Genomic DNA, 7503 nt, shown 5'->3' with positions numbered 1-7503 from the left:
AATTCTAGGCAATCAATATAAGCAATAGCTTGTGAAAACGCTGAGCAAGATGAAGCCGTTTTGCTACGGGCTCGTTAGGTTCATTGAGTACGAACTATGGAAGTAGAATCAGAACAGTCGGAAAATAATGACTTATCTAAAAAAGAGGCATCTTCTCCCCTTACCGGTATAGATTCTCTAGGAACCCTTTCAGCTATTTTCCTGGGTGCTATATATCTGTGTGGTTTCTTAACGCTGAACGCCCACTTATATAAATATGGAGTCGTAGAACTAGGTATAGCCAGTACTGAGTACTTGGTTGCAGGAGCAATATTCGTACTTTACTTGGTGGTTTATGGCTTGTTTGCAGGTCGCGGCATAGTGCTGTCCCAGCGTTGGCTGGGACAGCAAATCGACCATCTAAGAGAAAGTGGTGCTCCAGCTATTTCTCCGCTCGTAGCATTCATCCATTTATTTATTGAAATGGCATTTCTTCATTGCCTATCCGCCGCTCTATTCTCCGTCTTTGCGTTTGGGCAAGTTGAGAGTGCCGGTTTCTATGTAGTCCTCTCAATGGTATTTGTCATTAGCTATGCAATGGATACTTCGAATTGGGATACAAGGCACCCCTTTGCTCATCTGATTATTGATGCCATCCTCAAGCTGATTGCAGTATTTTCTTTTTTTTATCTATCTTCAGGAATAAACATATATTTTGTTTTTGCTGCGTTCTTTGGGTATTCATTTTATATAAATATGGTTTTAGATTCATTTCAGAGATACAGACTCACTAGAGAAAGGATTGGTTTCAATCTGGTTTATACGGCAGTCTTCTTTCTTTTAGCAGCTATTTCGTTTGGCTCAGGTGTATACGGGAACATAAGTAAGAAACTCGGTGGCGGTAAACCATTGGTAATGACTATAGGCCTTCAGCCTAATAGCATTGATGGCTTCCCTGAAGAGCTTAAACTTCCTATTTCTGGGGATGTCGTTTATTCGTCTGCTGATAACGTGTATATCAAAATCGAAAAAACTACACTAGTTATTCCGCGCAACTCTGTTCAATGGATGAGGTTTCGAGAATCAGATGATAGTGGGTTTCTGAATCTAATTAACAGGTTAAAGAATGCCAATAGTGATATCGGTGGCAAAGAAGAACCTAACAAATCAAGCGACGCGGACGGCACAAGCGACGACGGTGAGTGAGGAGTTACATACCTACGGCAAAATCTTTAAACCAAGGCGCTCCGAAAAGGGTATAAAATCCTTATCGGATTGAAGGAGGGTGACATTGTTTTCAATGCAATATGTTGCAATGACAACATCAATAGTTTTTCTAACTGTCAGGCCTTTTTTACGCAAAGCCCTAAAGCTCTCAGCACTTTTTATGGCGAGATGAGGATTCGAAAGCTCAACAACCTCTAATGAGGTTAATAATTTTTTTGCCGTATTAAAGTCCTTTTCAGACTTAAAACCCTGGAGCACTTCGGTCAGAATCAAATCTCCAATTAGCAGGTACTCCCTTCCCAAAGCCGCATCAAGATATTCGCTTGCGTTCGTCTTTTGGCCATTGAAGTAATCAATCCATACCGAAGAATCGACTAGTATCACCTATCAACCCTCATGGCTTCAAGGTCGCCCTCCCAGGCAAGCTTGCCCTTAAAGGCCTTGATATTTTCTTGTTTTTTCAATCTAATCAATGCCTTAAGCCCCTCTTCTACAGCTTCTCTCTTGGTTGTAAGACCACTAAACTTCAGGGCTTCAGCCATTAGGCCGTCGTCAATTACTATATTGGTTCTCATACCTCACCATGTGTATAATTCGTAAATTCAATACACATTGTGGCAGCATGTAACAAAGTAATCAACCGAACAGTCACTGCGTCACTTATTACAGCGTAATATTTCACGGAGATTTTGTGCGTAGAATCATTTTAATTTTAGCCAGTACTGCCTCGTTAAATGTGACGGCTTCAAATTTCGAGCAGGATATTGTCAGCGCAGCGCACGAAAGAACAAAGCATAGCGTTCGTTATGATGGTGCGTATATGGCTATCGACTATCCGATGGGTGACGTACCCAAAGAAATTGGTGTGTGCACAGATGTTGTTATACGCTCTTATCGTTCTCTAGGTACCGATCTGCAGCAGTTAGTGCACGAAGATATAAAGGCCAATTTTAGTCAGTATCCTTCAAAGCGTATATGGGGGCTGAAGCGTCCAGACAAAAACATTGATCACAGGCGTGTTCCTAATCTTCAGGCATTTTTCAAGCGTCATGGCCAAGAGTTGCCAGTCACCCGCAATGCCAGTGACTACAAGCCAGGTGATCTCGTAACTTGGATGCTGCCGGGAAATCTACCTCACATTGGCATAGTCACTGAAAAGACCAACCCTGCTACTGGCAACCCAATGATTGTGCATAACATTGGTAGTGGCCCAGAGCTCGAAGACATGCTGTTCGGCTATAAAATTACTGGGCATTACAAATATGTGCCAGAAAAATATAACAAATAAAGGCTGTAGTTTTGCTGTGGTTTTGCTGTAGCCTCGTTATGCTTATTTAATAAAATATCGAGAGTACATAAGGATTTGCAATGCCCGAAGGTTTTCACCTGGCACAAGTTAATATTGCGAGAGCAAAAGAGCCTTTAGATCACCCAGTAATGAAAGGTTTTGTAGATCAGCTTGATTACATTAATAATCTTGCTGATAACAGTCCGGGCTTTGTTTGGCGGCTGCAGACAGAAAAAGGTGATGCAACGGAATTATCAGTTTTCGATGACGAGCTTATAATCATCAATATGTCTGTTTGGGAGTCATATGAGTCCCTCAAAGACTATGTATATTCTGGTGAGCATCTTGAGATTTTGAAACAAAAAAAGAGCTGGTTTACAAAAGTCTCAGGTTCTTCTCTTGCTCTGTGGTGGGTTCCTAAAGGTACAAAACCGACAGCCAATGATGGCAAGCGAGCATTAGAGTTATTAAATGCAAATGGTTCAACAGAGCAGTCATTTACATTTGCAAGACCATTCGCAGTACCGAGTGAACAATACGCATAACAAAAAATAAAGAGAGGAGCGATGGCAGAACAAATAGTCCGCCATCAAAACAGGGAGCTTGGGAAAAGAGCGATTTAGCTCGCTACTTGATACATGCCCATGGCGTTCATACCGGTAACATCGCGAACTTTATTTAGTACCGCCAGAGACGCTTTAATTTCATCGTCAGATTCAGACAGATACTTAAAATAGAAATAGCTAACGGATCGATTCCAGCTAACACCGCCTAACTTTTCGTTAATCCAGCTTCTTATTTCTAAGCGTTGATCTTCAGGGAGTTTTTCAAGCATAACGCCCACTTCTAGCCAACTGCGATCAGAACCCATGTTACACCTCAAATACATGAACAATTAATCTTCAAATAAAGCACTGGTACTTTTTACTGGCCGCTTGCTATTTTATACACAAGCTAGGTCACAACACTGTCGAATACTAGTGCTGCCAAGCGAGATAAAGACTACTATCGTTTAACCCGCTGCAATTGGCACTGGCGCACATTTCTTCCGCCAGATAATGAATACTGATAGATCTATCTACCTATGTCTCACTTTATAAGAGCAACATAAAGGCAATATAAGAGCAACGAGAAGCCCGTGAAAAGACGAGTTAAAAATTAAACAAAAAAAGCTTAATTTAGTTAAGGCAATTCTTATTAGCTAGGTATTAAAAGCTGCGCACACACAACCAGAAAAAAGCGCCACAAAACATTTAACTCTTACTACTTACTACCTAGCACTTGGTTTTGGCCCGCAAGGATGAACCGGGCCAGCATACTCAAACAAGTAATCGATACAGCGCCTTATCAACACAATGCCTTATTAACACAATGCCTTATTAACACAATGCCTTATTAACACAGTGCCTTATCAACACAGTGCCTTGTCAGTAGAGAGTCTTCTCATAGAGCCATTAGTGCAGCAACGCAAAACATAGATAGCCACAAGGCGTACATAGCCACGGTCCAACACCTGTGAATACGGTGCTTTCGTTGAGTTTCAGCGGCCCCGGGGTTATCGTTAGCCTACTGCCAGATCAGATTGGCTCGCCGAACATCACTATGAAGCATAAACAACTTCGCAAAAAAGCTACACTGTACTCCGCGCTAATATTTCCCGGCGCCGGCCTTTGGTTATTGGGTAAGCGCATGCTGGCGTGTGCATTTATTATCAGCTCTGCTATTACCCTGGTATTTTTGTTTGTCGGCATATGGGCGATTGCCCAGAATTTGGCCGACCAGCTTGTCGCTGAGATGGCCGCCTCGGCAAGCTTTAGCTTTAATATCACCGAGCTTATGCAACAGATTCGCACACAACTGCACGCCAGGCCCGAACTGGCCCTTAGCAAGTGGTTATTTGTTGCGCTTTGGTTAAGCAGCACCTTAGTCACCTACCTTATTGCCAGAGCCCAAACTAACAATAACAAGCAACAGCATTAACTAAGAATCGAAAAGCTGATGAAACGTAAACTATTGTGCACACTGTTAATACTGGGCCTTAGCGGCTGCACCAAACCCGACAGCGAAGACCAAAACACAGATGAACTGCAACTTAGCCCCGTCAGCTTTAAACAACTGCCCGGCTGGGAAAACGATCAACAGCTTGAAGCCTATATGGCGCTGCTTAAATCTTGTGAGAAAACATCACAAAAACATTCCGGCGCCGAGCAGCTTCAAAACTCAATTCAAGCGTTGCGCCAGCTTTGCCAAAAGCTCACTAAAGCTGATACGCCTGCGCCCAGCTCCGAGCAAGCTGCTCGGGCGTTTTTTGAACAAGAGTTTCAGCCTTACCTTATGCGCACTCAACAAGGCGCCAAGGCCCAATTAACCGGTTATTACGAAGCCAGCTTGCGGGGCTCGTATACTAAATCCGCCGTTTATTCTGTACCTATACGCAAACGCCCAGCAGATTTAGTACTGGTAGACTTAGGTCAATTTAGAGAGCAGCTTAAAGGCCAGCGCATCGCAGGGCGCGTAACTCAGGGTAAGTTACAGCCCTACGAAGACAGACAAAAAATCGAACAGCAGATAAATGCCAGTGAAGTACTGCTGTGGGTCGACAGCGCCATCGATAAATTTTTTCTACAAATTCAAGGCTCGGGGCTGGTTGCACTCGACAGCGGTGAACTTGTGCGCATCGGCTACGATGGCCACAACGGCCACCTCTACAGCGCCATCGGCAAAACCTTAATTGAGCGCGGCGAAATAACCAAAGAAGCCATGTCGATGCAGGCCATTCGCCAGTGGTTAAAGCAGCACCCAGCTAAGGCCAACGAACTTATGAATACAAACCGCAGCTATATCTTTTTTCGAAAGCTCAATAGCGAAGGCCCCATTGGCGCCGAGGGCGTGAGTTTAAGCCCCGGCCGTTCGCTGGCAATAGACCCGCGTTACAGCGCCTACGGGCTACCGATCTACATCGACGCCGAACACCCGTTATCGTCAGCACAAGCTAAACAGCGCCTGCAAAAATTAACGATTGCTCAAGATACGGGCGGCGCCATCAAAGGCCCGTTGCGCGGCGATTTTTTCTGGGGCCACGGCGAAGCGGCTGCCGAAGCAGCCGGAAAAATGAACTCATCTGCAACTATGTACCTGCTGTTACCCAAAGGTAGCCTGGCCCCAAACAGCAGGCCCTGAGCAGAAGGTGCTAATTAGCCCCGAGCCGCAGGCGCTAACAAACCCTAGGCCACCGGCACTAACAGCGAACCAACTACCAAAAAATAACGTACAGAATAGAGGTGAGAATAATCACCGCAATACCGAATTTTTTTGCCATCGGCGATGAGCGCAAGTCGATGTCTTTATTTTCCGGAAGCTGCAGCGCTTCAGGTAAAGGCTTCCACCAAGTCATCAGCGCACAGTATAGGCAGACAATAAAAAAGCAGATCGCCATACGGTCGAGAAAACTGATCTCATCGGCAAACCATAAACCTGCATCAACGATAATCGGCCCGAGCCACCATTTAATCAAACCGTAGAGCAGCGCATTTAATACAATGCCGCTCCAGCCGAGAAAACGCGGCGCACGCGGCACCAACATGCCAAAAATAAATATCGCAATAATTCCGGAACTAATAAAACCCTGGAATTCCTGAATATAAGTAAAAATACCGCCAAAGCTATCCAGCGATGGCGCAATGCTCGCTGCGATCACAACAAACACCACAACCCAAAAACGGCCAACGGCAGGCAGGTGCTCGTCTTTGGCGTTTTTAAAGATCTTGCGATAAACATCCATGGTCATAATGGTCGAAGCTGAATTCAGCATCGAAGCAAGTGAGCTAACAATCGCACCAAAAATGGCCGCCAAGACAAACCAGCTGATCCACGGGTAGGGTTTGATCAAATTGCGCAGCAGCGTTGGGAAAGCCGCATCGTAGTCATACCCAGAGCCCGAAGCTGCCAACAGCTGTTCGTGGTAGAGGTTAAACGCAAGAATACCGGGTATCACCACCACAAAAGGCACAAGTAGTTTCAGGAAGGCCGCAAACACAATACCTTTTTGCCCCTCAGCTAATGACTTCGAACCCAAGGTGCGCTGAATAATATATTGGTTAAAACCCCAGTAAAATAAATTCGGAATCCACAAACCTACAATTAGCGCCGACCACGGAATTTCTGGGTCGCTAAGCGGCCGCACCATATGTAACTTGCCGCCCTCTTCAGCGGAACCTGCGTTGAGCAATAAAAATCTATCCCAGGCACCGGCCTGTTGAAGCTCGGCGGTATCAATGGTCTTTAAGGTGGCGGTTTTAGCAAGCTCAACCGCATCAGCCGAACCGAGCGCCTGAAATGCAAGCACCGCAACAATGGCACCACCAATAATCAGCGCCGCCCCCCAGATTAAATCCGTCCACGCGCAGGCTTTTAAACCGCCGATAAAGACATAACCCGCTGCCAAAGCGGCAATTAACCAGCACGATGCGCTCAAGCTACCAATTAGCCAAATATCATTGTAATAACCACTGATAACTTTGGCCCCGGAATAGATAACAGAAGCCGTTGGCACCCCCACCAAAATAAACAGCGTGGCAACGGCCATTACCATGCGGGAAAAAGCGCCGTAGCGATATTCAAGAAACTCCGGTGCCGTATATATGCCTGTTTTTAGGAACTTCGGTAAAAAAACAAAAGCAACAATTACCAGCGTTACCGCGGCCATCCACTCATACGAGGCAATCGCCATACCCAGCCAGTCGGCCGCTTTACCACTCATGCCAACAAACTGCTCGGTGCTAATATTGGCGGCGATCAGTGAAAAACCAACCAGATACCAACTTAAACCTCGTCCAGCGAGGAAGTACTGCGCGGCACCGCCTTGCTGCTCGCTGGTATCGGCGCGACTTTTCCATATCCCGAGGGAAATAACCCCCGCAACCGCTATAACAAACAGCGTAATTTCAACAATATTCATAGTTATTATTTCTCATTATTTTTTATAAAGCGGTGACCTTTGCATTGCAAAG

9 protein-coding genes are annotated in these 7503 nt (G+C 45.3%); 5 read left to right on the top strand and 4 right to left on the bottom strand.

Annotated elements, in window-relative coordinates; translation table 11 throughout:
• The first annotated feature begins 96 nt into the window (after positions 1-96).
• Complete coding sequence (locus CFK45_RS07130) at positions 97-1185, top strand: hypothetical protein (protein ID WP_096085742.1); 1089 nt, start codon at positions 97-99, stop codon at positions 1183-1185.
• A 12-nt stretch (positions 1186-1197) separates the two neighbouring features.
• On the opposite strand, the gene vapC is transcribed toward CFK45_RS07130, so the two are convergent.
• Positions 1198-1590 carry a type II toxin-antitoxin system VapC family toxin gene (vapC, locus tag CFK45_RS07125; RefSeq protein ID WP_096085741.1) on the bottom strand — a complete coding sequence of 131 codons (393 nt, stop codon included), beginning with the start codon at positions 1588-1590 and terminating at the stop codon, positions 1198-1200.
• A complete protein-coding gene (locus CFK45_RS07120; RefSeq protein WP_096085740.1) occupies positions 1587-1781 on the bottom strand; it encodes a type II toxin-antitoxin system VapB family antitoxin in 195 nt (64 codons plus the stop codon). The genes vapC and CFK45_RS07120 overlap by 4 nt, the downstream gene beginning before the upstream one ends.
• A 116-nt stretch (positions 1782-1897) precedes the next feature.
• On the opposite strand from CFK45_RS07120, the gene CFK45_RS07115 reads away from it, so the two are divergent.
• Together CFK45_RS07115 and CFK45_RS07110 are read left to right on the top strand one after the other, a co-directional pair.
• Positions 1898-2494, top strand: a complete 597-nt coding sequence (locus tag CFK45_RS07115) for a DUF1287 domain-containing protein (protein WP_096085739.1) — start codon at positions 1898-1900, stop codon at positions 2492-2494.
• Between the two features lie 80 nt (positions 2495-2574).
• Complete coding sequence (locus CFK45_RS07110) at positions 2575-3039, top strand: DUF3291 domain-containing protein (RefSeq protein WP_096085738.1); 465 nt, start codon at positions 2575-2577, stop codon at positions 3037-3039.
• Between the two features lie 74 nt (positions 3040-3113).
• Here CFK45_RS07110 and CFK45_RS07105 read toward each other — a convergent pair whose 3' ends face one another.
• Complete coding sequence (locus CFK45_RS07105; protein WP_143247498.1) at positions 3114-3329, bottom strand: hypothetical protein; 216 nt, start codon at positions 3327-3329, stop codon at positions 3114-3116.
• Between the two features lie 680 nt (positions 3330-4009).
• Between CFK45_RS07105 and CFK45_RS07100 the strand changes: the two genes are divergently transcribed.
• Complete coding sequence (locus CFK45_RS07100; protein WP_096085736.1) at positions 4010-4474, top strand: hypothetical protein; 465 nt, start codon at positions 4010-4012, stop codon at positions 4472-4474.
• A gap of 18 nt (positions 4475-4492) precedes the next feature.
• Positions 4493-5674, top strand: a complete 1182-nt coding sequence (gene mltA / locus CFK45_RS07095; protein ID WP_096085735.1) for a murein transglycosylase A — start codon at positions 4493-4495, stop codon at positions 5672-5674.
• A gap of 73 nt (positions 5675-5747) precedes the next feature.
• Here mltA and CFK45_RS07090 read toward each other — a convergent pair whose 3' ends face one another.
• Positions 5748-7451 carry a sodium:solute symporter family transporter gene (locus CFK45_RS07090; RefSeq protein ID WP_096085734.1) on the bottom strand — a complete coding sequence of 568 codons (1704 nt, stop codon included), beginning with the start codon at positions 7449-7451 and terminating at the stop codon, positions 5748-5750.
• Positions 7452-7503: the final 52 nt, after the last annotated feature.

It is taken from the genome of Agaribacterium haliotis, from assembly GCF_002312815.1.
Classification (GTDB): Bacteria; Pseudomonadota; Gammaproteobacteria; order Pseudomonadales; family Cellvibrionaceae; genus Agaribacterium; species Agaribacterium haliotis.
The sequence above is the reverse complement of the archived record's forward strand: the minus strand, read 5'-3'. Positions and strand labels throughout refer to the sequence as shown.

Coding starts and splice junctions, on each gene's coding strand:
- CFK45_RS07090 (WP_096085734.1), bottom strand. CDS start 7,451: ATGAATATTGTTGAAATTACGCTGTTTGTTATAGCGGTTGCGGGGGTT.
- CFK45_RS07120 (WP_096085740.1), bottom strand. CDS start 1,781: ATGAGAACCAATATAGTAATTGACGACGGCCTAATGGCTGAAGCCCTG.
- CFK45_RS07105 (WP_143247498.1), bottom strand. CDS start 3,329: ATGCTTGAAAAACTCCCTGAAGATCAACGCTTAGAAATAAGAAGCTGG.
- CFK45_RS07130 (WP_096085742.1), top strand. CDS start 97: ATGGAAGTAGAATCAGAACAGTCGGAAAATAATGACTTATCTAAAAAA.
- CFK45_RS07110 (WP_096085738.1), top strand. CDS start 2,575: ATGCCCGAAGGTTTTCACCTGGCACAAGTTAATATTGCGAGAGCAAAA.
- mltA (WP_096085735.1), top strand. CDS start 4,493: ATGAAACGTAAACTATTGTGCACACTGTTAATACTGGGCCTTAGCGGC.